The sequence below is a fragment of the Citrobacter sp. Cf132 genome (assembly GCF_030333885.1).
Classification (GTDB): domain Bacteria; phylum Pseudomonadota; class Gammaproteobacteria; order Enterobacterales; family Enterobacteriaceae; genus Citrobacter; species Citrobacter freundii.
The window spans coordinates 1-23,832 of record NZ_JAOWFA010000046.1 but is presented as its reverse complement, the minus strand read 5'-3'; the positions used below and the strand labels follow the sequence as shown (position 1 = coordinate 23,832).

Annotated in this window: 30 protein-coding genes and 2 pseudogenes; 11 read left to right on the top strand and 21 right to left on the bottom strand. The window is 51.4% G+C overall.

The window, feature by feature from the left end; all coding sequences use genetic code 11:
- Nucleotides 1-52 precede the first annotated feature (52 nt).
- The 9 genes from OGV85_RS06830 to OGV85_RS06790 form a co-directional block, all read right to left on the bottom strand.
- Nucleotides 53-757 carry an IS6-like element IS26 family transposase gene (locus OGV85_RS06830; RefSeq protein WP_001067855.1) on the bottom strand — a complete coding sequence of 235 codons (705 nt, stop codon included), beginning with the start codon at nt 755-757 and terminating at the stop codon, nt 53-55.
- Between the two features lie 84 nt (nt 758-841).
- Complete coding sequence (locus OGV85_RS06825; protein WP_001162010.1) at nt 842-1,399, bottom strand: recombinase family protein; 558 nt, start codon at nt 1,397-1,399, stop codon at nt 842-844.
- Between the two features lie 129 nt (nt 1,400-1,528).
- Complete coding sequence (locus OGV85_RS06820) at nt 1,529-1,741, bottom strand: DUF3330 domain-containing protein (RefSeq protein ID WP_000993245.1); 213 nt, start codon at nt 1,739-1,741, stop codon at nt 1,529-1,531.
- A gap of 65 nt (nt 1,742-1,806) precedes the next feature.
- Entirely contained in the window at nt 1,807-2,043 is a 237-nt protein-coding gene (gene merE / locus OGV85_RS06815; RefSeq protein ID WP_001087807.1) for a broad-spectrum mercury transporter MerE, read from the bottom strand.
- A complete protein-coding gene (gene merD / locus OGV85_RS06810) occupies nt 2,040-2,405 on the bottom strand; it encodes a mercury resistance co-regulator MerD (protein ID WP_001277463.1) in 366 nt (121 codons plus the stop codon). Before merD ends, merE begins: the two co-directional genes overlap by 4 nt.
- Nucleotides 2,406-2,422: 17 nt before the next feature.
- Nucleotides 2,423-4,105, bottom strand: a complete 1,683-nt coding sequence (gene merA / locus OGV85_RS06805) for a mercury(II) reductase (protein WP_000281123.1) — start codon at nt 4,103-4,105, stop codon at nt 2,423-2,425.
- A 38-nt stretch (nt 4,106-4,143) separates the two neighbouring features.
- Entirely contained in the window at nt 4,144-4,551 is a 408-nt protein-coding gene (gene merC, locus OGV85_RS06800) for an organomercurial transporter MerC (protein WP_000522993.1), read from the bottom strand.
- 27 nt (nt 4,552-4,578) lie between these two features.
- A complete protein-coding gene (merP, locus tag OGV85_RS06795) occupies nt 4,579-4,854 on the bottom strand; it encodes a mercury resistance system periplasmic binding protein MerP (RefSeq protein ID WP_000732276.1) in 276 nt (91 codons plus the stop codon).
- 15 nt (nt 4,855-4,869) lie between these two features.
- Nucleotides 4,870-5,220, bottom strand: a complete 351-nt coding sequence (locus OGV85_RS06790; protein ID WP_001294660.1) for a mercuric transport protein MerT — start codon at nt 5,218-5,220, stop codon at nt 4,870-4,872.
- Between the two features lie 71 nt (nt 5,221-5,291).
- Between OGV85_RS06790 and merR the strand changes: the two genes are divergently transcribed.
- Nucleotides 5,292-5,747 carry a mercury resistance transcriptional regulator MerR gene (merR, locus tag OGV85_RS06785; RefSeq protein ID WP_001166628.1) on the top strand — a complete coding sequence of 152 codons (456 nt, stop codon included), beginning with the start codon at nt 5,292-5,294 and terminating at the stop codon, nt 5,745-5,747.
- 420 nt (nt 5,748-6,167) lie between these two features.
- Here merR and OGV85_RS06780 read toward each other — a convergent pair whose 3' ends face one another.
- The 4 genes from OGV85_RS06780 to OGV85_RS06765 all read right to left on the bottom strand — a co-directional run bounded on the left by OGV85_RS06780 (nt 6,168) and on the right by OGV85_RS06765 (nt 8,682).
- Complete coding sequence (locus OGV85_RS06780) at nt 6,168-6,464, bottom strand: hypothetical protein (RefSeq protein WP_057102331.1); 297 nt, start codon at nt 6,462-6,464, stop codon at nt 6,168-6,170.
- A gap of 97 nt (nt 6,465-6,561) precedes the next feature.
- Entirely contained in the window at nt 6,562-7,284 is a 723-nt protein-coding gene (locus OGV85_RS06775) for a TraX family protein (protein WP_057102332.1), read from the bottom strand.
- 464 nt (nt 7,285-7,748) lie between these two features.
- The gene (locus OGV85_RS06770) at nt 7,749-8,243 is read right to left on the bottom strand and encodes a hypothetical protein (protein ID WP_057102333.1); all 495 of its coding nucleotides are present in this window, start codon (nt 8,241-8,243) and stop codon (nt 7,749-7,751) included.
- A 37-nt stretch (nt 8,244-8,280) separates the two neighbouring features.
- Nucleotides 8,281-8,682, bottom strand: a complete 402-nt coding sequence (locus OGV85_RS06765; protein ID WP_239686552.1) for a thermonuclease family protein — start codon at nt 8,680-8,682, stop codon at nt 8,281-8,283.
- Between the two features lie 276 nt (nt 8,683-8,958).
- On the opposite strand from OGV85_RS06765, the pseudogene OGV85_RS06760 reads away from it, so the two are divergent.
- A pseudogene (locus tag OGV85_RS06760) lies at nt 8,959-9,363 on the top strand (recombinase family protein).
- A gap of 127 nt (nt 9,364-9,490) precedes the next feature.
- Here the strand turns inward: OGV85_RS06760 and OGV85_RS06755 are convergent.
- A complete protein-coding gene (locus tag OGV85_RS06755) occupies nt 9,491-10,624 on the bottom strand; it encodes a permease (protein ID WP_057102335.1) in 1,134 nt (377 codons plus the stop codon).
- A gap of 105 nt (nt 10,625-10,729) precedes the next feature.
- On the opposite strand from OGV85_RS06755, the gene OGV85_RS06750 reads away from it, so the two are divergent.
- The 5 genes and pseudogenes from OGV85_RS06750 to arsA (OGV85_RS06730) all read left to right on the top strand — a co-directional run bounded on the left by OGV85_RS06750 (nt 10,730) and on the right by arsA (OGV85_RS06730) (nt 14,621).
- A complete protein-coding gene (locus OGV85_RS06750; RefSeq protein ID WP_001175593.1) occupies nt 10,730-11,053 on the top strand; it encodes an ArsR/SmtB family transcription factor in 324 nt (107 codons plus the stop codon).
- A gap of 100 nt (nt 11,054-11,153) precedes the next feature.
- Entirely contained in the window at nt 11,154-11,864 is a 711-nt protein-coding gene (arsH, locus tag OGV85_RS06745; RefSeq protein WP_057102336.1) for an arsenical resistance protein ArsH, read from the top strand.
- 8 nt (nt 11,865-11,872) lie between these two features.
- A pseudogene (locus OGV85_RS06740) lies at nt 11,873-12,405 on the top strand (sigma-70 family RNA polymerase sigma factor).
- Between the two features lie 75 nt (nt 12,406-12,480).
- The gene (locus tag OGV85_RS06735) at nt 12,481-12,843 is read left to right on the top strand and encodes an arsenic metallochaperone ArsD family protein (RefSeq protein ID WP_057102338.1); all 363 of its coding nucleotides are present in this window, start codon (nt 12,481-12,483) and stop codon (nt 12,841-12,843) included.
- Nucleotides 12,844-12,863: 20 nt separating this feature from the next.
- Nucleotides 12,864-14,621: an arsenical pump-driving ATPase gene (arsA, locus tag OGV85_RS06730; RefSeq protein WP_011117602.1), complete on the top strand. Its 1,758-nt coding sequence runs from the start codon at nt 12,864-12,866 to the stop codon at nt 14,619-14,621.
- Nucleotides 14,622-14,694: 73 nt separating this feature from the next.
- On the opposite strand, the gene OGV85_RS06725 is transcribed toward arsA (OGV85_RS06730), so the two are convergent.
- Together OGV85_RS06725 and OGV85_RS06720 are read right to left on the bottom strand one after the other, a co-directional pair.
- Nucleotides 14,695-15,063: a winged helix-turn-helix domain-containing protein gene (locus OGV85_RS06725; RefSeq protein WP_011117601.1), complete on the bottom strand. Its 369-nt coding sequence runs from the start codon at nt 15,061-15,063 to the stop codon at nt 14,695-14,697.
- A 62-nt stretch (nt 15,064-15,125) separates the two neighbouring features.
- Nucleotides 15,126-15,938: a sulfite exporter TauE/SafE family protein gene (locus OGV85_RS06720; RefSeq protein ID WP_011117600.1), complete on the bottom strand. Its 813-nt coding sequence runs from the start codon at nt 15,936-15,938 to the stop codon at nt 15,126-15,128.
- A 211-nt stretch (nt 15,939-16,149) separates the two neighbouring features.
- On the opposite strand from OGV85_RS06720, the gene OGV85_RS06715 reads away from it, so the two are divergent.
- Nucleotides 16,150-16,686 carry a GNAT family N-acetyltransferase gene (locus OGV85_RS06715; protein ID WP_032288325.1) on the top strand — a complete coding sequence of 179 codons (537 nt, stop codon included), beginning with the start codon at nt 16,150-16,152 and terminating at the stop codon, nt 16,684-16,686.
- 35 nt (nt 16,687-16,721) lie between these two features.
- Here OGV85_RS06715 and arsC read toward each other — a convergent pair whose 3' ends face one another.
- Genes arsC through OGV85_RS06690 form a run of 5 tightly spaced genes read right to left on the bottom strand, consistent with a single transcriptional unit; the run spans nt 16,722 to nt 21,025 of the window.
- Nucleotides 16,722-17,147 carry a glutaredoxin-dependent arsenate reductase gene (gene arsC, locus OGV85_RS06710; RefSeq protein WP_057102339.1) on the bottom strand — a complete coding sequence of 142 codons (426 nt, stop codon included), beginning with the start codon at nt 17,145-17,147 and terminating at the stop codon, nt 16,722-16,724.
- Between the two features lie 12 nt (nt 17,148-17,159).
- Nucleotides 17,160-18,449, bottom strand: coding sequence for an arsenite efflux transporter membrane subunit ArsB (arsB, locus tag OGV85_RS06705; protein ID WP_011117597.1), 1,290 nt, complete (start codon nt 18,447-18,449; stop codon nt 17,160-17,162).
- A gap of 47 nt (nt 18,450-18,496) precedes the next feature.
- On the bottom strand, nt 18,497-20,248 hold the full coding sequence (gene arsA, locus OGV85_RS06700) for an arsenite efflux transporter ATPase subunit ArsA (protein WP_057102340.1): 1,752 nt from the start codon (nt 20,246-20,248) through the stop codon (nt 18,497-18,499).
- A 17-nt stretch (nt 20,249-20,265) separates the two neighbouring features.
- Nucleotides 20,266-20,628 carry an arsenite efflux transporter metallochaperone ArsD gene (gene arsD / locus OGV85_RS06695; protein ID WP_057102341.1) on the bottom strand — a complete coding sequence of 121 codons (363 nt, stop codon included), beginning with the start codon at nt 20,626-20,628 and terminating at the stop codon, nt 20,266-20,268.
- A gap of 46 nt (nt 20,629-20,674) precedes the next feature.
- Nucleotides 20,675-21,025: a transcriptional regulator gene (locus tag OGV85_RS06690; protein WP_032288320.1), complete on the bottom strand. Its 351-nt coding sequence runs from the start codon at nt 21,023-21,025 to the stop codon at nt 20,675-20,677.
- A gap of 457 nt (nt 21,026-21,482) precedes the next feature.
- On the opposite strand from OGV85_RS06690, the gene tnpA reads away from it, so the two are divergent.
- Genes tnpA through tnpC form a run of 3 tightly spaced genes read left to right on the top strand, consistent with a single transcriptional unit; the run spans nt 21,483 to nt 23,795 of the window.
- Nucleotides 21,483-21,863 (top strand): IS66-like element accessory protein TnpA, encoded by a 381-nt coding sequence (gene tnpA / locus OGV85_RS06685; RefSeq protein WP_032939119.1) that lies wholly within the window; start codon nt 21,483-21,485, stop codon nt 21,861-21,863.
- Nucleotides 21,860-22,207 carry an IS66 family insertion sequence element accessory protein TnpB gene (tnpB, locus tag OGV85_RS06680; protein WP_003843771.1) on the top strand — a complete coding sequence of 116 codons (348 nt, stop codon included), beginning with the start codon at nt 21,860-21,862 and terminating at the stop codon, nt 22,205-22,207. Before tnpA ends, tnpB begins: the two co-directional genes overlap by 4 nt.
- Nucleotides 22,208-22,256: 49 nt before the next feature.
- Nucleotides 22,257-23,795, top strand: coding sequence for an IS66 family transposase (gene tnpC / locus OGV85_RS06675; protein ID WP_003843773.1), 1,539 nt, complete (start codon nt 22,257-22,259; stop codon nt 23,793-23,795).
- Nucleotides 23,796-23,832: the final 37 nt, after the last annotated feature.

Sequence of the window (23,832 nt, the reverse complement as noted above, 5' to 3'; positions counted from 1 at the left end):
GGCACTGTTGCAAAGTTAGCGATGAGGCAGCCTTTTGTCTTATTCAAAGGCCTTACATTTCAAAAACTCTGCTTACCAGGCGCATTTCGCCCAGGGGATCACCATAATAAAATGCTGAGGCCTGGCCTTTGCGTAGTGCACGCATCACCTCAATACCTTTGATGGTGGCGTAAGCCGTCTTCATGGATTTAAATCCCAGCGTGGCGCCGATTATCCGTTTCAGTTTGCCATGATCGCATTCAATCACGTTGTTCCGGTACTTAATCTGTCGGTGTTCAACGTCAGACGGGCACCGGCCTTCGCGTTTGAGCAGAGCAAGCGCGCGACCATAGGCGGGCGCTTTATCCGTGTTGATGAATCGCGGGATCTGCCACTTCTTCACGTTGTTGAGGATTTTACCCAGAAACCGGTATGCAGCTTTGCTGTTACGACGGGAGGAGAGATAAAAATCGACAGTGCGGCCCCGGCTGTCGACGGCCCGGTACAGATACGCCCAGCGGCCATTGACCTTCACGTAGGTTTCATCCATGTGCCACGGGCAAAGATCGGAAGGGTTACGCCAGTACCAGCGCAGCCGTTTTTCCATTTCAGGCGCATAACGCTGAACCCAGCGGTAAATCGTGGAGTGATCGACATTCACTCCGCGTTCAGCCAGCATCTCCTGCAGCTCACGGTAACTGATGCCGTATTTGCAGTACCAGCGTACGGCCCACAGAATGATGTCACGCTGAAAATGCCGGCCTTTGAATGGGTTCATGTGCAGCTCCATCAGCAAAAGGGGATGATAAGTTTATCACCACCGACTATTTGCAACAGTGCCGGATTGAGCGGCGTGGCATGGTCAGTCTTCCCGCAGGTACTGGTACAAAGTTTCGCGGCTGATGCCGAAGTCACGGGCCACCAAGGTTTTCTGGTCGCCTGCCGCAACTCGCCGTTTCAACTCGGCAATTTGTTCGCTGTTCAGCGATTTCTTTCGTCCCCGGTAGGCCCCGCGCTGCTTAGCCAGCACGATTCCCTCGCGCTGACGTTCGCGGATCAGAGCGCGCTCGAACTCAGCAAAGGCTCCCATGACCGACAGCATCAGATTGGCCATCGGTGAGTCCTCGCCGGTGAACGTTAGCCCTTCTTTGACGAACTCCATGCGCACGCCCCGTTGTGTCAGCCCTTGGACGATGCGGCGCAGGTCATCAAGGTTGCGTGCCAACCTGTCCATGCTATGCACCACCACGGTGTCGCCCTCGCGGACGAAGGCCAGCAGCCTTTCAAGTTCGGGACGTTGTGTGTCCTTGCCTGAAGCCTTATCGGTGAATACCTTGCCGACTTCTATTTGTTCCAGTTGTCGATCAGGATTCTGGTCGAAGCTGCTGACGCGAACGTAGCCGATACGTTGACCTTGCAAGATGCCTCCAAAGGTAAAAATGTCAGGATGAAATCTATTACCCTTGGCTGAATGTGTCAATAAATATAAATTAATACCCTACTCTGACGTTGTTTGTGCTCAACATCTGACATCAGGTTAGGGTATGCCTCAATCTGACGGCTGCGAACCGCCAGGGACAGGCGCAATGTCAGATTCTGTCGCGGCCTTGGCGCGTGCCTGGAAGCGTTCATAGCAATCCAGCCCGCAGAAATGTTCGACGTATTCCGCGCCTTCCGGGGTGAAGGCGGCATCGAGCGGAATTTCTTTGCAGCATACGCAGCAGGTGGTGCAACTGGCAGTGTTCGGGGCGTTTGCGTTCATGGTGGTACTCCTCCAGATTGGTAGCGAAGCTCAAAGCTGCCCACTCTCGGCTGGCTGGGAAGCGGTCATGATCTTCCCTTGAAGGCCCGCAGCAGCCGCGTCACAGACAGGACAAACAAGCCGGTCAGCGTGAGGGCTGCAATACCCCAGTGCTCCCCGATGAACGCGCCGGCCGTCGTGCCGGCTAGCACAATGGCGAGAATCGGCAAATGGCAGGGACAGGTGAGCACGGCCAGCGCGCCCCACAAGTAGCCGGTGATCGGTTTGTGCGTCTCAGACGGCAAGTGCTCTGGGCTGTTCATGGCAGACTCTCCGCGTGCTGTGCCGGTTCGGTTGGCATGGCGGCCAGTTGCATTTCGAGGCTGGCCAGGGCCTCGCGCCGACGCTCGACGAGTTGCCGCAACACGGCAAGCTGCGCAGACGCACCGTCACCGTCCGCAGCATCCAGCGCCCGGCACAGCCGCGCCAGTGCGTCCAGGCCGATACCCGCTTCGAAGGCAGCCCGTACAAAGCGCAGCCGTTGCAACGCGGTGTCATCGAACAAGCCGTAGCCGCCCGTGGTGCACGCGACCGGCCGTAGCAATCCGCGCAGCAGGTAGTCGCGCACGATATGCACGCTCACCCCGGCATCAAGGGCCAGCCGGGACACTGTGTAGGCGCTCATTGAACACCTCCTTTTCCTCATCCGGCGCAGCACGAAAGCTGCTTCACGTCCTTGCTGAAGGTCTGCGCCGCGAGCTTCAGCCCTTCGACCATGGTCAGGTAGGGGAACAATTGGTCGGCCAGTTCCTGCACGGTCATACGGTTGCGAATGGCGAGCACCGCCGTCTGGATCAGTTCACCCGCTTCCGGGGCCACCGCTTGCACGCCGATGAGCCGTCCGCTACCTTCCTCGATGACCAGCTTGATGAAGCCGCGTGTGTCGAAGTTGGCAAGCGCACGCGGCACGTTGTCCAAGGTCAAGGTGCGACTGTCGGTCTCGATCCCGTCGTGATGTGCTTCCGCCTCGCTGTAGCCCACGGTGGCGACCTGCGGGTCGGTGAACACCACGGCCGGCATTGCGGTCAGGTCCAGGGCCGCATCGCCGCCAGTCATGTTGATCGCAGCACGGGTGCCGGCCGCTGCCGCCACATAGACGAACTGAGGCTGGTCGGTGCAGTCGCCAGCCGCATAAATGTGTGGCGTACTGGTGCGCATGCCCTTGTCGATGACGATGGCCCCCTGCGCATTGGCAGCGACTCCCGCCGCTTCCAATGCCAGGCTGCGCGTGTTCGGTGCCCTGCCAGTGGCGACCAGCAGCTGGTCGGCGCGTATTTCACCGTACCCGGTGGTCAGCACGAATTCGCCGTCCACATGCGCGACCTGGCTGGCTTGCGTGTATTCCAATACCTTGATCCCTTCGGCACGGAACGCGGCTGTAACGGCCTCGCCGATGGCCGGGTCTTCGCGGAAGAACAGCGTGCTGCGTGCCAGGATCGTCACTTTGCTGCCCAGCCGGGCAAAGGCTTGCGCCAGTTCCAGCGCCACCACAGACGAGCCGATCACGGCCAGGCGCTCGGGAATGGTGTCGCTGACCAGGGCCTCGGTGGAAGTCCAGTAGGGTGACTCTTTCAGGCCCGGAATCGGCGGCACGGCCGGGCTGGCACCCGTGGCGACCAGGCAGCGGTCGAACGCCACCACACGCTCGCCGCCATCGTTTAAACGGACGGCAAGGCTCTGGTCGTCCTTGAAACGCGCTTCACCATGCAGCACGGTGATGGCCGGGTTGCTGTCCAGGATGCCTTCGTACTTGGCGTGGCGCAGCTCATCGACGCGCGCCTGCTGCTGGGCCAGTAGTTTGCTGCGATCAATCGCAGGCACAGTCGCCGCGATGCCACTGTCGAATGGGCTTTCACGGCGCAAATGGGCGATATGGGCAGCGCGGATCATGATCTTGGACGGCACGCAGCCGACATTGACGCAAGTACCGCCGATGGTGCCGCGCTCGATCAGCGTGACGTTCGCACCTTGCTCGACGGCCTTCAGCGCCGCCGCCATCGCGGCTCCGCCGCTGCCAATAACGGCGACGTGCAGTCCGTCCCCATCACCACCAGCCTTGTCGCCACCGCCCAGCCATCCCAGCGCCTTGCCAAGCAGTCTGCCCCGCGCTGAAGTGGATGGGGCATCGGCGGGTGTGGCCTTGTAGCCGAGGCCGGCCACAGCGGCGGTCAGCGCCTCTGGCGAGGTGCCGGGATCGGTGGCGAGTTGCGCGGAGCCTTTCGGGTAGGACACGAGCGCCGACAGCACGCCCGGCACTTTCTCCAGGGCGTCCTTGACATGTGTCGCGCACGAGTCGCAGGTCATTCCGGTGATATTCAAATACATTGCATCGTTCCTTTTCGTTTCGGCAACTGCCAATGCAGTTAGCCGTGTTTGGGTGGTAGTTCGCAGCGGCGGTTGGCCGGTGAGAGCAGATCCCAGATCGACACCCCGATCATCAAGGCCAGACCGACATAGAGGAGGTTCGCCGTCCACCAATTGCCAAAAAACAAGAGCATGGCCGCCAGCACGATGGCTGGGCCGACCATCCCGAGCAGGCTGCGGTACCATTGCCGATGACTCAGCCAGCCCAGTGCATTCGCCAGCAAAGCCACGACTGCGAACAGCGGCAGCAGCTTGGAGATAAACAACCCTTCGTATTCCTGTAGAAAGCCAAGGCCGATGGCCGCGCCCAGGCTGGCGATAGCCGGGAAACAGGCAGCGCATCCCATCGCGGAAACAACGCTGCCAAGCGCGCCAGCCTTGTCGGCAATGCGTGTAATCAGTCCCATGATCGCCCCAGGTTCGGGTTCAGTGGCTCACTGCTTGACGCTGGACGGATAGCCCGCGTCTCCGGTTGCCTTGGTCAGCTTCTGCACGCTGGTCTTGGCATCATCGAACGTGACAACCGCTTCGCGTGTCTCGAAGGTCACGTCAATTTTGCTGACGCCTTCGACCTTGGAAATCGCCTTCTTGACGGTGATCGGGCAGGTGGAGCAGGTCATGCCCGGTACGGACAGCGTGACGGTCTGGGTGGCGGCCCACACGGGGGCAACAACGGCAGCGAGGGCGAGGGCGGCAAACAGTTTTTTCATGATGAACTCCTGTGATTAATAGAAAAATGGCATGACGTAGGGAAATCCGAGCGCGACCAGGACCAGCGCGGCCACGATCCAGAAAATGAGCTTGTAAGTAGCTCGCACTTGGGGAATCGCGCAGACCTCACCCGGTTTGCAGGCTTGCGCCGGGCGGTAGATGCGCCGCCAGGCGAAAAACAGCGCGACCAGCGCTGCGCCGATGAAGATCGGGCGATAGGGTTCCAGCACCGTCAGGTTGCCGATCCATGCCCCGCTGAACCCCAAGGCGATCAAAACCAGCGGCCCCAGGCAGCAGGCCGACGCAAGAATGGCGGCCAGCCCACCGGCGAAGAGCGCGCCGCGCCCGTTTTGTGGTTCAGACATACGCTTGTCCTTTCAAATTTGGTTTGGATAGCTTAAGCTTACTTCCGTAGTTATGTACGGAGTCAAGCGATATGCAAATTAATTTTGAGAATCTGACCATTGGCGTTTTTGCCAAGGCGGCCGGGGTCAATGTGGAGACCATCCGGTTCTACCAGCGCAAGGGCCTGCTGCCGGAGCCAGACAAGCCCTATGGCAGCATTCGCCGCTATGGCGAGGCGGATGTAACACGAGTGCGGTTCGTGAAATCGGCCCAGCGGCTGGGCTTTAGCCTGGACGAAATCGCCGAGCTACTGCGGCTGGAGGATGGCACCCATTGCGAGGAAGCCAGCGGCCTGGCCGAGCACAAGCTCAAGGATGTGCGCGAGAAGATGGCCGACTTGGCACGCATGGAGGCCGTGCTGTCTGAACTGGTGTGCGCCTGCCATGCGCGGAAAGGGAACGTTTCCTGCCCGCTGATTGCGTCACTGCAAGACGGAACGAAGCTCGCTGCATCGGCGCGGGGGAGTCACGGGGTGACTACGCCTTAGCGTGCTTTATTTTCCGAATTCTGAGACGACCCCTATCAGGCTGTCCGTTTATAGTTTTACTGACTTCCGGACAGATAGTTAGCGTAGTGTACGTAATCGTACGGTTTCGGACACAGAAACGCTGTAGTCCCGCAATCCGAGGGATAGCCAATAGCTGCTTGGTTAAAAAGTAGTCTTAGCGTAGGTTGTTTTTCCATTTCCAAGCGGCCCCCTACTGAAGTTAGGAGTTTATCAATGCCTATCGCTTTTAAATTATTGTACTTTCATTACCACATTTAGGTTATATCAAATATCGGTAAGCATATCCGGCGTCATACAATTTACGGCCATCAGCATAGTACTGATCTCCATACAACTTCAAAGATTCTGTCATAAATAAAAAGGTGTTTTTTTACAAATCACCTTAATCAAAACGAATATTTAATTGTGTTTACATTTATCATTATCATTTAAAACTACAAACTCTTTATTTAAAATCCTTTCTTGATAATCAAAGGCATTTTTATTATCTTTCAGTACACCAAACGTTACAATGTTGGTAAAATCCAATAGATATGACTCGCTTACCCTCAATACTTTCGACCTTAACCCCTCCTGTTGCAAACACTTTTGATTCAGGGATGTGGCATAGCCAACATAAAGTGCCCATGATAAAATCATTCCCATTAATACATATAAAAATAGCTTAACTTCGTCCTTCTTAGTTTTGCTTTTCATTACCCCCTCTAAACTAAAGGATGTTCTTTTCTTAAGAAGTAATGCCAGTGTTCCAGTGATAAGTATCTAGGAGCTAATTATAACATTATATTCGTCACTAGCTTATGATAATAGCGATCAAAAGATGGCCTGCATAGGCAAAGTAAAAAAAACGAGGAGGCATAAATCGCGAGCATTTGCCGGAACAAAGACTGACAGCCAGTGATACTATTATCATGGGTAAGAATAGTGTCGGGAGTGTGGCAAACAGAAGGATGTCTGCGGGTTGGTTCAGTATATGTGAAATACCATTCAGGCTGCAAAGTGACAGCAGTGATACGATAATACCGATCCTGTATATCCGGTAAGTCGGCCCGGAGTATACTAATACCAGCCCTGCTGCCAGCATAATTCCCGCCAGGCCGAAACTTGCCGGTTGTAATGGCCACACCATTAAAGCCAGAAGAAGTACACCACTGATTACACCTTTTTTCCCATACCTGTACTTCAGGGCAAGAAGCTGTGTCACGCTCGCGAAAACGAACAGAATGTTCAGCGCATACCACGGCTCGTGATGGCGGAAAGCCAGACTGAATACTGGCTGAGTGATAAACGCCCACAGCCATAACCTGTTTGCTCTTTTCTGAAGACGTTCTGGTGTGCGTTGTACGTTCATCGCCCATATGAGTGTGAACAGCGGGAAGGCCATCCGCCCGACCGCATACAGGAGAGGATCGGGTTTTGTCAGAAACAGAGTGTTGGCGTGATCCACAAACATGGCCATCAGAGCGACCAGCTTCACTACATCCAGAGCTGCGGGATTCAGTGCAACCGGAAACATGGGCGCTGGATTTATCCTGTGATTCGACATAGACAGGTTCACTTTTTATATTTTCATATTTACAGGTACTGTTTATCCAGTTTTGTACCCAGAGCCAGAAAGCCCGGCCAGTCTGCGATGTTGCCCTGACTTTGAGTTTTTCAAGAATTTTACGGACGGCAAACTCTGATTTGTCACGTAATATTCTCATGGCACCATTCCTGTCCTTATTATGCAGGCAGATATTTAATGTATGAAATTCATTCATCTTCTTCACTCCCTGAACTCAATATCTTCAGCAGTAAGAAAATTATAACTTTCATGAATACCTTGCGTCTTTTAATAAGGTCACATTATTAAAAGGTGTTTTCAAAAAATTATATTTAGAATTGCTTATATATTAAATATAATTAATCACTAACAAAGCTCATGAAAATATAACAAATCATTTTTTAGTTAAAAATTAGTATATACCTGATGCACAGCTAACTGTTTTCACTTTTAGTTTCTACATGCTGAATACTGTATTTTTCACGCAATTCCTTAGCAACTGGTTTCCAGTTTTTAGCCCACTCTTCATCAAGACGGCCCTCCGAGACAATTTTGAGAGCAATAGCATAAGGGGTACGCCCCTGCCTGTCAGACAGCCAGAGTATGTGATTATCGATTTCAGAATCCGGAAGTTCATCAATAATCGAATGGATCAGATCTAAATCGTCAGTCGTCCAGATCCTTCCTGTACGTGGGAATACCAAATCAGGTTCGCGGGGTTTCTTTTCTGCTTTTTCGGCCTTAGCTATTTTTTTCGCTTCTCTGGCCTCGGCCATCTGCCGAATTCGTTCTTCAATACCTCCCAGAGTGGCAACTGTTCTTACCATGTTTTCTTTTTGTTCACGGTTTAACAAGTCATCATCACAAATAAGGGCATTGAGTGTATCAATTAAATTATCCAGTCGGGCTTGTGTCAGCTTCACGGTCATTTTTAACTCACTTATTTGCTGTCGGATTTTTTCTTAATTATTTATCATCTTTCTGATGATCCCTACGCCATAACCAGGGTTCTGTTTGTGACGGGGAAAACCACAGTCCGGCACGACTTTTTTTAGCCTCATTTTCTATTTTTCCATATTCTGAATTACTAACCTGTCCTTTGAATCTGTAGGCCCATGCCATGCCCTTTTGCAACTGGACAGCATTGATATCAGTTTGCCCTGACCAGACAGTTCCCAGAAGTCTACCATATCGATCATATTCCTCGCCTGTGATACTGACATGTTTTTGTGACACCAGCTCACTCAGAGACTGGCGTGAACGCTGGCCAAATGGTTGTTTTTTTTCGGGGGCATCGATACCAGCCAGCCTGACCCGACTGCGTGTTCCGCTGTCGTGCAGGACTTCAATGGTATCTCCATCCAGCACACGAACGACCCTCCCGGCAATATCTGCCTGGGAACAAAAAGTGACAAGTATCAGTATGATAAAAGTCCTAAACCTGGTATTTCTCGCGCTGCACAAACAATTCATAATTTGTCTTCCTGGGCTGCGTTTGGGAAAAGTACAATATTGTACGGTTGCGTTATCGCGGTAGGGTATACCCTGACACCATAATCTAAACGTGACGGCACACAATGAACGACATAGCCTATATGCGATAGATTAAATGCAATAACCTAAATGCGGTAATGCGGTGAAAAAATGTTCATCAGAACTTATTTAAGGGCATAGACGGAAGATCAGTTCACCGATCGGGCAAAAGAGATGCTGGAGCAGTTTGTTTAGGAGCGGGGGCATAAAATAGCCAGTTACTACCGGGAGAATATCAGCGGTACAAAACTTGACCGACCGGAACTGGGTCGCTTACTGATGGACAGTCACCGCAATGATATTTTGCTGGTCGAGCAAATTGACCGCCAGCGCCAAAAGCAGGGAGTTGAACTCGCACATACGCTGGGTAAATATCAGGGAAAACAGGTCGCTCAGGAACGGCATCAAAAGGTACTTTACTACCGGCAGGTCAAGAAAGAAACGGCAGATGCAACAGGGTACAGCACCTCCCAGATATGCCACATTCAGGCACTGTACCGACAATCAGAATCATGAGACTTTGGTTAAGCAGGTATGCAGAGCAGAATTTATAATCTATTTCATTCAGACTGATTAAATGGATTACAGAAGCTAAAGGGTCTTCTTTGTTCAACATGAAACCAGAAGACCCTTACTATTATTATTAAAAAAGCAATTGGGTCAGATACCCCATAAGTATGGCCATACCCAGGATTACTGTCAGAAAAGCGACTATCATAGGCATTCTGAACATTGATTTAAGCAGTATTACTTCTGTCAAACTCGCTCCAGCACTACCGATTATCAAGGCCATTAATGCCCCCAGGCCCATTCCTTTAGTCATCAGCACTGATGCAAGTGGTATCACTGCCTCTGCGCGGATATACAACGGAATACCAACAACTGCACTCAGCGGTATGGCTAAGGGATTATCTGCTCCGGCATGAGCTGCAATCCACTCTGAAGGGATAAAGCCATAAATAAATGAACCTATTAATACACCTAACAAAAGATAAGGCAGAACATCCTTAAACTGCTGTAAGGCATCTTTCATAGCTAACTTTATTGGGCCAGAGGTGGTATTCGTTGTGAGATTCACATTGCCCAGATTCTCGCTGCTGCAACAGCTAACAGCTGGTTGTTCAGATGATATTGATGAACAACACGCTGATACGTTCTGCTCGTTCTTTACCGTCCTTAAGTTAATTATGGGGTTCGCTGATGAAGTACAGCAACTCGTTTTTAAAGGCAATTGAGTCGAGCTAGTGCTGCAACAACTGGAACCCGCCGACGTTTTTACCGAAGCTTCGGAATCATCGCATTTCGTGGTGCAACCACTTGATGCTGAGTTTTTGTGATCAACAATATGACGTTCAAATCCTAGTAAATCCAATACGATACTGGCAAGGACTGAGACACCGGCAGCGATGATCGCGTACAACAAAGTTACTTTCCAGCCAAAGGTAACCCACATTAACCCCACGATAATGGGATTAAGCAACGGTGAAACAAACAAAAAAGTGAGTGTCGGACCAAACCCTGCTTTCGCCGACAACAACCCTCGTAGCATTGGAATTGTTGAGCAACTACAGAAAGGGGTAACGGCTCCCAACAACGAGGCCAGCAGGTAGCCTTTTCCTTTTTTCGCCCCCATCAATTGCTGGATTTTATGGTCCGGGACCTTTTGCCTTATCAGGCTCACACCGGCACTGATGACAATAAACAGCAAAGATAGCTCGACGGCCAAAAACAAAAACATCTCTGCGGCATCTTGCAGCATAGAAATCCAACTATTCATACTAAACCCTCTTGACAAAATCTACGTTTCTAGAATAATCGAAATATAATTCTGGTCAAGATATTTCTGGTATTATCGAAATATCATTAGACAGAGGGTTGTCACATGCAACTGGAAGAAGTAGCTAAAGCACTAAAAGAGCTGGGTCACCCGACCCGTTTGTTCATATTCAAACATCTTGTAAAAGCTGGAGAACAAGGTTTGCCTGTAGGTGAATTGCAAAAGCAGCTTGGCATTCCCTCATCAACGTTAAGTCATCATATTTCAGCCCTGGTATCAGTAGGGCTCGTCACACAAAACCGGGAGAGTCGAACGCTCATGTGTGTCTCTCAATACGAAATACTGGAAGCTATCATCGAATTCTTACGTGAAGAGTGCTGTGTAAACAGTAAAACAGATGTTGCGGAACACGCTGGCAAAAATGGATAAGTAACCGGAAAACTCATAACTGTCATGATTGACGAAAGCTGCATCGAACCGTCTGAATTCAATCCTACTAAAGTCCCGAATCTATAGGGAAAATAAAAAAATGAATAAGCTAAATAATATAGTTCCTGATTTATTTGATGCTGCAATAACTGAGCAAAAAATGGGGATACCGACAATATCTCACCCCCCTCGTATACTAATGCTTTATGGCTCAGTTCGCGAGCGCTCATACAGTCGACTGGCTACAGAGGAAGCAGGTCGTTTGTTAACTGCAATGGGCGCAGAAGTCCGCATTTTTAATCCATCTGGCCTTCCACTTCCTGATGATGCACCGGAGTCTCATCCAAAAGTTATGGAGTTGCGTGAACTGGTTCGCTGGTCTGAAGGAATGGTGTGGTGCTCTCCGGAACGACACGGAGCGATGACTGGTATTATGAAGGCACAAATTGACTGGATACCATTATCTGAAGGTGCTGTTCGTCCTTCTCAGGGAAAAACTCTGGCTGTTATGCAAGTGTGTGGAGGTTCCCAGTCATTCAACACAGTCAACCAGATGCGCGTGCTTGGTCGTTGGATGAGAATGATCACTATTCCGAACCAGTCCTCGGTGGCAAAAGCCTGGCAGGAGTTTGATGACGATGGACGTATGAAACCGTCATCATATTACGACCGCATCGTAGATGTGATGGAAGAATTGATGAAGTTTACATTGTTGACCCGGGCAAATGCTGCCTATCTTGTCGATCGCTACAGTGAACGAAAAGAGTCTGCAGAAGAACTTTCCCGACGGGTTAATCAGAGCAAAATTTGAAGGTTAGTATGAGTGACATACCAGCATTCAACCGCTGTATGAGCGTGTTCTGGCGGCAGCATGAAGGCGAATTTTCTCGCTTTCTGATATTAGCGAAAAAGCAGCAGACCTTCTGCAAGACCTTTTCCTGCGTGCCCGAGCCCATTCAGACATTTTTTGTGAGATGGAAAATCCGCGAGCCTGGTTGTATCGGGTGGCGAGGAATCTGCTGATTGATGAGTACCGAACCACCAGGGAGTTTGTTGAGCTGGAAGAAGATGCCCTATTAACAGACGCATCCCCTGATGCAATCTCAACGCTGGATATTTGCCTGCCTGAAACATTACAGGCTTTACCCGAAGATGAGCGGTGGTTGATTGAAGAGTCCGACCTTAACCGGCGTCCCCAGCAGTCCCTGGCCGATGAATGGGGTATCACGCTTACAGCTTTTAAATCCCGTTTGCTAAGGGCCAGAAAGCACCTGAAAGAGACGATGAAAGAACTCTGCCAGATTCAGGTGGATGACACTTCCCACGTCTGCTGCCACAAAAAAATGAATTAATCGCGCATCTTTTTCCCGCCACCTTCGTTTACCTCAGTGTAAAACCAAATGACTTAACACTGAGGTACACAGTCCATGTCAAAAATTGAGATCTTTGAAGCAGCAGGCTGCTGCGCAACCAGTAGCGTTGTGGTCAGCGACGAAGCAGTCAAATGGAACGCCAGCGCCGAATGGGCGAAAAAGAATGGTGTTGATATTCAGCGCTACAGCCTTGCGAAAAACCCGCAGCAGTTCCTGAATCCCCCTGTCATCAAAGAGTTTCTGAACACATCAGGGATGGAGTCACTCCCTGTCACCTTGCTCGATGGGCAGCTCGTGATGGCAGGCAAACTCCCGACGCGTGAAGATATCGCCCGTTGGTCAGGTATTCCGCTTACTCAGGACTGGAGTGAAGACAGCACACAACCACGCTGCTGCAGCATTCCACGTATGCCTTAATTCCAGAGGAGCTATCACAGATGAATATGCCATTTTTAAAAAACATTCCCCCGTTCATCTTCTTCACCGGTAAAGGTGGCGTGGGTAAAACATCTCTGGCCTGTGCTACTGCGGTATGGCTGGCCGATCAGGGTAAGAGAACGCTTCTGGTGAGTACCGATCCGGCTTCCAATGTCGGCCAGGTATTTAGCCAGACTATCGGCCACCGAATCACAGATATTAGTACAGTAGAAAATCTTGCCGCGATGGAAGTTGATCCGATGGCTGCAGCACAAGCCTATCGTGACCGTGTGCTCGACCCGGTCCGCGAGCTGATGCCAGCCGATGTGGTCAGCAGCATTGAAGAGCAGCTCTCTGGCTCATGCACCACGGAAATCGCTGCGTTTGATGAGTTTACCGGTCTGCTAACCAATCATGAGCTGCGGGAAAAATATGACCATATTGTATTTGATACCGCGCCAACCGGTCACACCATCCGCATGCTTGAATTGCCGGGAGCCTGGAGCGGTTATCTGGAAGCGAACCCTGATGCCGCTGCAAACCTCGGGCCTCTGGTAGGGCTGGAGAAACAACAGCACCAGTACTCCGATGCAGTTAAAGCGCTGTCTGATGCAGCTCTTACACGCTTAGTGCTGGTTGCCCGTGCCCAGGCTTCAACGCTGAAAGAAGTTTCTCATACGCACGATGAGCTGTCTGCTATCGGTTTGCAGCATCAGCACATTGCCATCAATGGTGTGCTGCCGCCGTTTGCTGGTGAGGATGATCCACTGGCGCAAAGCATTCTGGCTCGGGAAGAAAAAGCATTACAGGCAATGCCTGATAATCTGGCTAATCTTCCCCGCTCACAGCTGTATCTGAAGCCATTTAACCTGGTCGGTCTGGAAGCATTGCGGGAGTTATTTACAGAGAGCAAAGCCGCACCGGCTCTCCCTGCTACCACGCTGAATACTCTGGATTTGCCGAAACTATCCTCACTGGTGGATGAACTCAGCCAGACAGGCAAAGGGCTGGTCATGACGATGGGTAAAGGCGGAGTGGGCAAAACGACCGTTGCGGCATCAGTCGCGGTATCGCTGGCGAAACGTGGCCACAAAGTCCACCTGACCACATCCGATCCGGCAGCACATCTGTCTTACACGCTGGATGGCTCACTGCCCAATCTTCAGGTCAGTCGTATCGACCCAAAGGTAGAGACAGAACGTTATCGCCGCTTTGTCCTGGAAAATCAGGGCAAAGGATTAGATGCAGAAGGGCTGGCGGTGCTGGAGGAAGACCTCCGCTCACCATGCACTGAAGAGATTGCCGTCTTCCAGGCATTCTCTCGGATCATCAAAGAGGCAGACGACCATTTTGTCATTATGGACACCGCGCCAACGGGTCACACACTTCTGCTACTGGATGCTACGGGAGCCTATCACCGGGAAATGGTGCGCCAGATGGGGCAAACACATGACCATGTGATGACGCCAATGATGCAATTGCAGGACCCGGAGAAGACGAAGGTGATTATCGTGACGCTTGCCGAAACGACACCTGTATTGGAAGCAGCAAACCTGCAGCAGGATTTGCGTCGCGCTGGCATCGAGCCGTGGGCATGGGTTGTTAATAACAGTCTGGCGGCAGCTGAACCGTCTTCACCTTTCCTGAGGACCAGGGCGAACCGCGAGTTGCCTCTCATCTCTGATGTGGAAGAGCAGCATGCAGAACGTATTGCATTAACAGCGCTACAGAGCGAAGAGCCGGTTGGTATTGACCTGCTGGAAGAGATGGCGAAGTAACAATGGAGGGGGCATTAGCCCCCTTCATGCTTTGCTGTCGCTCTATTTTCCCGATGGATAACAAAGGCCTCTGTCATTTTCCAAAAAGAATCTTTTCAAGTTCTATTAACTGTTGCTGAGATTGCTCATTGAGGTGGGCCTCAGCCTGGTCATACCAGGTCAGCAGGCTTCGCCCCAATGGCGTCAGAACTGTCCCACCACCTTTGTTACCACCAGTGGAAGTGATTACAACTGGCTGACCAATTCCCTTATTCAAAGTGTCAATTAAGAGCCATGCTCTTTTATAAGGTATCCCCAAATCTTTAGCTGCCGCAGAAAGAGAGTGAAAGCCATCAATCGCCCTTAAAAGGTCAACCTTCCCCGGCCCCAGCGAGATGTTGTCGTTAATATAGATCCTCGGTCTGACTAAGATTAAGTTTGATTTAAGGGGATTATTTTTCATTCTGATACCTTTTCGAAATCATTTTCTCTGTAATGCGGAATAGTCCAAAGCGTAAACGGCTATTATCTTTGCCGGGTATGCTTAAAGGTTTTGATCGCGGAAATAAGAAGTACCGCGCCTAACAGAGTCATAAGTACTCTTACCGGGAACATACCGAGCATAAGGCCCCCAATAGCGGCACCTATAACGGAACCGATGACCATCCACACAAAAAGTTTTTTCTCTTTTCTCAGGATCTGGAAAGCATCTGCATTAGTGTAGCGAGAGAACCCCACAATCATCGTCGGTAAACTGATCATGAGTGACAAACTACCAGCCAGTTTAATGTCAGCCCCAAAAAGGATAACGATAGTTGGTATCAGGAGTTCTCCTCCTGCAACACCCAGAAGAGCAGCCACATTCCCAATGAAGAAACCCGCAATAACACCCGCAATAATGGTCGCGATTCCGGGCTGGAATAATCCAGCGGAGCTATCATGCAGAGGCATCCATGCTTCTGAAAGCATGACGAATGACAGGATAACAAGCAGGAGCAGAATGGTTCTGTCCAGCCAGATACGGGACATTTTTATGGCTCTTCCTGCTGCCCACCATGCACCGATAAGGCTCCCGGCCAGCAAATTGATGACAATATCAAGATGAGCAAACAGCTGGTCGACGGCGATGGATTTTGTGCGGAATATCAACGCAACAGCGACAACAGTAAGGCTCATCGCTTTGTTAAAAATAACCGCTTCAAGCGTCGGCATTTTGAAACTACCCATCAGGACGGGAAGGCGGAACTCAGCGCCACCGAGGCCAATTAAGCCGCCTAAAGCACCTATTAACGTGCCTGATAAAAAACCTTTTCCGTTCCGTTTTGATTCTGAGGACATGTGTTTCCCTTTTCCGTTATGTCATTTTAGATATAACGGAAAAGTAACATAAAAAATATGGGTACTGGAAGCACATATTTGTCTCCCTGCATGAATGAAAACAAAAGATGGGATTGAAGATTAGCCTGATTATTGGGTCATAAGCTTTTGTATTTACCTTTCCTCAGGATTTTCAAGTAACCTTGAAAAAGATGCCAACGGGAACAGAACAATGAAAATCGTTAACGCAGAAGAAAAGCACATCCCCGCTATACGCGATATCTACGCCCATCATGTTCTTCACGGTACCGCCAGCTTTGAAACTGAACCTCCGGATACCCACGAGATGCTTACCCGCCTGAAAAAGATCCGCAATCAGGCGCTACCGTGGGTTGTCGCGTTAGAGGAAGAAAAGGTTATCGGGTATTGTTATCTCACTCGTTACCGTGAACGCTACGCCTACCGCCACACTCTCGAAGATTCGATTTATATTCACCCGGACGCACAGCGTCAGGGGACAGGAAAAGCGTTGCTGCGCTACGTCATTGCCTGGGCAGAAACTCACGGCTATCGGCAGATGATTGCTATTGTTGGCGATAGCAATAATCAAGGTTCGCTGAAAGTCCATCAGCAGGTTGGATTTACTGAGATTGGTACGCTGAAAAATATTGGCTTCAAGCATGGTCGTTGGCTTGACACAGTGTTGCTGCAACGAAATCTGGGCGAAGGGAACAGCACGTTACCATCGGATTCAGGCATGATGCTCTGAGGTACGAATAAGGGGGGCATTCGCCCCCTTATTATTTATTTCAGCCGTTTTCCTGCTTCATCAACGACCTTTTCACCGTCTTCCTTAGCGAAAGCCCCTTTCTGCGCATCCTGCAGGATATCCAGAACCACTTCAGAAGGACGGCACAGTCTGGTTCCCAGCGGCGTAACCACGATCGGACGGTTAATCAGAATTGGGTGTTGCAACATAAAGTCGATGAGCTGATCGTCAGTAAATTTATCTTCTGCAAGACCCAGTTGCTCGTAAGGCTCAACGTTTTTACGCAGCAGCGCTCGTACTGAAATACCCATATAGGCAATGAGTTTAACCAGCTCATCCCTCGAAGGTGGGTTCTCAAGGTAAAGAATAATGGTCGGCTCGGTACCGCTGTTGCGGATCATCTCCAGCGTATTACGCGAGGTGCCGCAGGCTGGGTTGTGATAAATAGTGATGTTGCTCATATCAGAATCTCATTACAATGTGACAGAGAGACGTAGCGCCAGCGCGGCCAGCGTTACAAACAGCACAGGCAGAGTCATGACGATCCCGGTGCGGAAATAGTATCCCCAGGTGATGGTCATGTTCTTCTGTGAAAGTACATGCAGCCAGAGCAGTGTTGCCAGGCTACCAATAGGGGTGATTTTCGGCCCCAGATCGCAGCCAATGACGTTGGCATAAATCATCGCCTCTTTGATAACACCGGTCGCGGTGCTGCCATCAATTGACAATGCGCCAATCAATACGGTCGGCATATTGTTCATAATAGAAGAGAGTAATGCGGTCAGGAATCCCGTCCCCAGCGTGGCGGCCCACAGTCCTTTATCTGCCAGTACGTTCAGCACGTCAGAGAGATAATCCGTCAGACCGGCGTTACGCAACCCGTAGACCACCAGGTACATCCCCAGTGAGAAGATCACGATCTGCCAGGGCGCGCCGCGCAGCACTTTACCGGTGTTAATACCATGACCTTTTTTGGCCACCGCAAACAGGATTGCCGCCCCCACTGCCGCAATCGCACTCACAGGGATCCCCATCGGCTCAAGGACAAAAAAACCGACCAGCAGAAGGAGGAGCACAACCCAGCCGGTTCTGAACGTTGCAGGATCTTTGATGGCTTTTGCGGGTTCTTTCAGTCGCGCCAGCTCATAAGTGGGCGGGATATCTTTGCGGAAAAAAAGATGCAGCATCACCAGCGTGGCGACAATGGCGGCAATATCCACCGGCACCATAACTGACGCATACTCCGTGAATCCCAGTTTGAAGAAATCAGCCGAAACGATATTGACCAGGTTCGATACGATAAGTGGCAAGCTGGCGGTATCGGCAATAAACCCTGCGGCCATCACGAAAGCCAGCGTGGTGCTTTTACTGAATCCCAGCGCCAGTAGCATGGCGATAACGATCGGCGTCAGAATTAACGCCGCGCCATCGTTGGCAAACAATGCCGCCACCGCCGCGCCGAGCAGAACAATATAGGTAAATAGCAGACGTCCACGGCCATTGCCCCAGCGGGAAACGTGCAGTGCAGCCCATTCAAAAAAGCCGGACTCATCCAGCAACAGACTGATGATAATGACGGCAATAAAGGTGGCCGTGGCGTTCCAGACGATATTCCACACCACCGGAATATCGGCGATATGAATCACACCCGATGCCAGAGCCAGTACGGCACCCAGCGTGGCGCTCCAGCCAATGCCTAATCCCTTTGGCTGCCAGATAACCAACACGATGGTCAGGATAAAAATGGCTCCTGCCAGTAACATATAACCTCCCGAAAGGGCAGCAAAGCTGCCCCGAATAATGACAATAATTAACCAGCGAGTTGTTTGAGTTTGTCGATGCCGGTCGGTTCTGACGCCAGTACAGGAACAAGAGCTACGCGACTGGCATGCTGGAGTTTAACACTCTCGATCTGCGGAAGTTCCTGTTGCGCCCGCAGACGAAGCAGCGGCGAACGGGTATCCGCAATGGAAAGGCTGTTATTGATAATCCAGCCCCAGGGATGAATCCCTGCGCGTTCAAGGTCGGCCTGCAAATTTGCCGCCTCAAGCACGGGCGTGGTTTCCGGCAGCGTGACCAGTAACACTTTGGTTCGCTCCGGGTCCTGAAGCTGCATCATTGGCGTGGTGAAATGGCCTTTATCGCCCATTTTCTTAGCAATTTCGCGGTGATACGCCCCGGTGGCATCCAGCAGCAGTAGGGTATGCCCGGTGGGTGCCGTATCCATGACCACGAAGCGCTTACCCGCTTCACGAATCACCCGTGAAAAGGCCTGGAAGACCGCAATCTCTTCGGTACAAGGAGAGCGTAAATCTTCTTCCAGCAGGCGTTTACCCGCTTCATCCAGTTCTCCACCCTTGGTATCAAGAACATGCTGACGATAGCGTTCTGTTTCCTCGTGAGGATCGATTCTGCTGACCTGCAGATTGTTAAGGCTACCGTTCAGGGTTGTGCTGAGGTGTGCTGCTGGATCTGAGGTGGTCAGATGGACATCAAATCCCATTTCGGCCAGTCTGACGGCAATGGCTGCCGCCATCGTGGTTTTCCCCACACCGCCTTTGCCCATTAGCATTATCAGACCATGTTCGTTACGGGCAATATCATCGACTAACGCTGAGAGCGACGGAATTTCAGGTCGTTGCTGAATGTATTCTTCAGAAGATGATGCTGCCTCAGGCTGAGAGGAGAGAAGCCCACTTAATGCAGCCACGCCGACCATATTGAGTGGTTGGAGGAATAACGTGTCAGTTGGCAGACCGGAAAGGTCAGAAGGAAGATTGGCCAGCGCCTCCTGTTCACGGTCCCATATAGCCGCAGCCAGTGTATCGTTTGCCGCTTCAGTTTTGGGCAGAACGCCATTAATGACCAGGTACTGATTTTTAAGGCCAATTGCGGCGAGTTCTAAATGAGTTCGGGCGACTTCTTGCAGGGTGGATTTTTGCAGTCTGGCAACTAAAACCAGGCGGGTACGCGCTGGGTCGGACAGTGCTTCAACGGCATGGGCATACTGTTCACGCTGTTTTTCCAGCCCCGCCATCGGGCCGAGGCAGGATGCGCCCTCGGGATTGCTGTCAATAAAGCTGCTCCAGGCTCCAGGCAACTGGAGAAGGCGAATAGTATGGCCGGTTGGCGCGGTATCAAAGATGATATGGTCAAACCGGGTCAGCAAAGAGGCGTCTGTCAGTAATCCGGTAAACTCATCAAAAGCCGCAATCTCTGTTGTGCATGCACCAGACAGTTGTTCGTTGATGCTGCTAACGACGTCATCAGGCAGGACACCTTTAATAGGGTCAACGATTCTGGCCCGGTACTGTTGCGCAGCGGCCTGAGGATCAATCTCAAGTGCCGACAATCCAGGAACAGTGGCTATTGGCTGAATAGTATTGCCAATAACCTGGCCAAAGACCTGGCCTACGTTTGAGGCCGGATCGGTACTGACCAGCAGCACTCGTTTACCCTGTTCTGCCAGACGGATCGCCGTGGCGCAGGAAATAGAGGTTTTACCAACGCCTCCTTTACCAGTAAAAAACAGATAAGGGGGGATGTTCTGTAAGAATTTCATATGTCCTCCTGACATACTTAACAACAAGAAGTATTACCACCGCAGCAGCCTGAAGGCGCTAATCCTACTTTCTCCAGCGGAATTCCAAACCACCGTGCAAGTTCAGCCCGTTTCGGATAACGCCCGGCCATCACTGTTTCGCTATCCAGTAACAGTAATGGCAGCCCTTCCGCACCAGAAGCCTCAATAAATGCTTTAACTTTCTCGTTCTGGACAAAGCTCATCGGTTGCTGTGCCAGATTGAAACGATCTACCTGAACACCTCGTTGTTTCAGCCATTGCACATCCGCGGAAAAATCAACCAGAGCCTGATCGACATCAGTACCGCAGATTCCGGTGCTACAACACATTGCCGGGTCGAATACCGCTAGCGTTTTCATTCTCAATACCTCATATGTGGAAAATCATATATATTCAGGCAAATTTTTAAATACAAATAGCCTTACTGCTGTTAGTGCAGTTGACTGAAGCCAGTTTGCGGGCGATGGCCTGAAGATCGTCCTGTTGGCTTAACCAGGCCTGCTCAATAATCTGTGCAGCCCATGAAGGAATGTGTGGGGACAACCGGTAATGAACCCATTTACCGTGTTTACTATCAAGCAAAATCCCACTTTCTCGCAACATAGCCAGATGCCGGGAGATCTTAGGCTGTGATTGATCAAGTGCAGTGCAAAGATCACATACGCACAACTCCCCCATAGTTCTGAGTATGAGAACAATACCCAGACGTGTTTCATCAGACAGATTCTTAAAGAGTTGTAGGGAAGTAAGCGACATCATTCCTCCTGTTCGTTTAGGTAACAATATCTCCTGCGGAGATGAAAATCAACAACACATATGCATAAACGAATATAATTGATAAATGTCAAAACAATGACAAGTTCATACACCCATACTACATCTGTTTTCTTTTGTTATGTCTTTTTATTCATATTTATGTAAACAATAAATTGAAGGGTAACTATGAATACCGATGATGACGACTCTCCAAAAGATTCCCAAAAACGGAAACTTATATCTACATTAGCCATTGCGACTGGAGCTGCACTTGTTATAGCTCCTGCTCAGGCAACCCCAAGAATTACTGAAAAAAAACAGCACTGGTGTATGGTCATAGATCTGCGTAAATGCGTAGGTTGTCAGTAAGCGTACAGCGTGAACCGTCTGGTCATAATCCGAAGCATCCGACAAAGTGGTGTCCACCAAATAAGTAGTGGGAACCAAAGTGTCAGATATGCAGAAAAATGTGACTCCCGGCAGGCGAAAAGGCTGCCCTAATTATTCTCCTGAGTTTAAGCAACAACTCGTTGCTGCCTCCTGCGAACCAGGAACATCCATCTCAAAACTGGCGCTTGAAAATGGCATTAACGCCAATCTGCTGTTCAAATGGCGCCAACAATGGCGCGAGGGAAAGCTGCTATTACCTTCTTCAGAGAACCCGCAGCTACTTCCTGTGACTCTCGATGCCGCTGACGTACAGCCAGAGCCGCCCACTGAGAGCCCGGAAGCCCTCAGTATCAGCTGTGAGATAACGTTCCGGCACGGGACGCTCCGCCTCAACGGCACTGTCAGCGAAAAGTTCCTGGCTCTGCTGATACAGGAGCTGAAGCGATGATCCCGTTACCAACAGGTACCAAAATCTGGCTGGTTGCCGGTACCACTGATATGAGAAATGGCTTCAACGGTCTTGCCGCAAAAGTACAGACGGCGCTGAAAGACGATCCGATGTCCGGCCACGTCTTCATCTTCCGGGGTCGCAGCGGCAACCAGGTCAAACTGCTGTGGTCCACCGGCGACGGGCTGTGCCTGCTGACCAAACGGCTGGAGCGTGGTCGCTTCGCCTGGCCCTCTGCCCGTGATGGCAAAGTGTTCCTGACCCCGGCCCAGCTGGCGATGCTGATGGAAGGCATCGACTGGCGACAACCTAAACGGTTGCTGACATCTCTGACCATGTTGTAGGCCTCTTTATCCTGGTTGTTGCTGAATAAGCCTGGTAAAATACGGGCTTATGAACGACACCTCTTCTGACGAAATCCTTCTGCTGAAACAGCGGCTTGCCGAACAGGAAGCGCTGAACCGCGCCCTGCTGGAAAAGCTGGCCGACCGTGAGCGCGAAATAGACCACCTGCAGGCGCAGCTGGATAAACTCCGCCGGATGAACTTCGGCAGCCGTTCCGAAAAAGTATCCCGTCGTATCGCACAGATGGAAGCTGACCTGAAGGTGCTTCAGAAAGAAAGCGATACGCTGACCGGTCGTGTGGATGACCCGGAAGTGCAGCGCTCGCTGCGTCAGACCCGCACCCGCAGACCGTTCCCCGAATCACTCCCGCGTGATGAAAAGCGTATGCTTCCGGCAGAATCCTGTTGCCCGGAGTGCGGTGGTTCGCTGAGTTACCTGGGTGAAGATGCCGCCGAACAGCTGGAGCTGATGCGCAGCGCCTTCCGGGTTATCCGGACAGTACGTGAAAAACATGCCTGTACTCAGTGCGATGCGATCGTGCAGGCAGCGGCGCCTTCACGGCCCATTGAGCGGGGTATCGCCGGCCCGGGGTTGCTGGCCCGCGTGCTGACCTCAAAGTATGCAGAGCACACACCACTGTACCGCCAGTCTGAAATATACGGCCGCCAGGGCGTGGAACTGAGTCGCTCACTGCTGTCGGGCTGGGTGGATGCATGCTGCCGGCTACTGTCGCCGCTGGAAGAGGCGCTTCAGGACTATGTCCTGATGGGTGGCAAACTCCACGCCGATGACACGCCCGTCCCGGTACTGTTACCAGGTAATAAAAAGACGAAGACCGGGCGGTTGTGGACGTACGTTCGCGACGACCGCAACGCCGGGTCAGCGCTGGCGCCGGCCGTGTGGTTCGCTTACAGCCCGGACAGAAAAGGCATCCATCCGCAGAGCCATCTTGCGGGCTTCAGCGGTGTTCTGCAGGCGGATGCGTACGCCGGGTTCAACGAGCTGTACCGCAATGGACAGATAACTGAAGCAGCCTGCTGGGCTCACGCCCGCCGCAAGATCCATGATGTGCACGTTCGTACTCCATCAGTGCTGACGGAGGAAGCCCTGAAACGGATAGGCGAACTGTATGCTATCGAGGCTGAAATACGGGGAATGCCGGCAGAGCAGCGTCTTGGTGAGCGTCAGCAGAAAGCTAAACCGCGACTGAAATCCCTGGAAAGCTGGCTGCGTGAAAAGATGAAAACGCTGTCGCGACACTCAGAGCTGGCGAAGGCGTTCGCGTACGCACTGAACCAGTGGCCAGCACTGACGTACTATGCAGACGATGGCTGGGCTGAAGCCGATAACAATATCGCTGAAAATGCGCTGCGGACGGTCAGCCTGGGCCGCAAAAACTTCTTGTTCTTCGGCTCTGACCACGGTGGTGAGCGCGGAGCACTGCTGTACAGCCTGATCGGGACGTGCAAACTGAACGGCGTGGAGCCAGAGAGGTATCTCTGTCATGTGCTCAACGTCATAGCTGACTGGCCGGTCAATCAGGTCAGCGAACTGTTACCCTGGCGAATAACCCTGCCAACTGAATAACCCGTTCCCGTCAATACGGTTCTCGCTGTACGCTTAC